Origin of the sequence: Staphylococcus petrasii (assembly GCF_002902565.1) — a bacterium.
Taxonomy (GTDB): domain Bacteria; phylum Bacillota; class Bacilli; order Staphylococcales; family Staphylococcaceae; genus Staphylococcus; species Staphylococcus petrasii.
The window spans coordinates 1-236 of the sequence record NZ_PPRC01000092.1; the positions used below are offsets into that span (position 1 = coordinate 1).

At 44.1% G+C, this 236-nt stretch carries 1 protein-coding gene; it reads left to right on the forward strand.

The window, feature by feature from the left end; translation table 11 throughout:
* On the forward strand, positions 1-236 hold a 236-nt coding region (locus tag CD127_RS12785), incomplete at both ends, for a hypothetical protein (protein ID WP_276307636.1).

Sequence of the window (236 nt, forward strand, 5' to 3'; positions counted from 1 at the left end):
ATCTGAGGTACTTGCACTTTCTGAATCGGAATCACTCTCACTTGTTGATACTGATTCACTACCTGATGTGCTTGCACTTTCTGAATCCGAGTCACTCTCACTTGTTGATGCCGAGTCACTATCTGATGTGCTTGCACTTGCTGAGTCTGAGTCACTCTCACTTGTTGATGTTGAATCACTGTCTGATGTGCTTGCACTTGCTGAGTCTGAAAGACTCTCACTTGTTGATGCTGAAT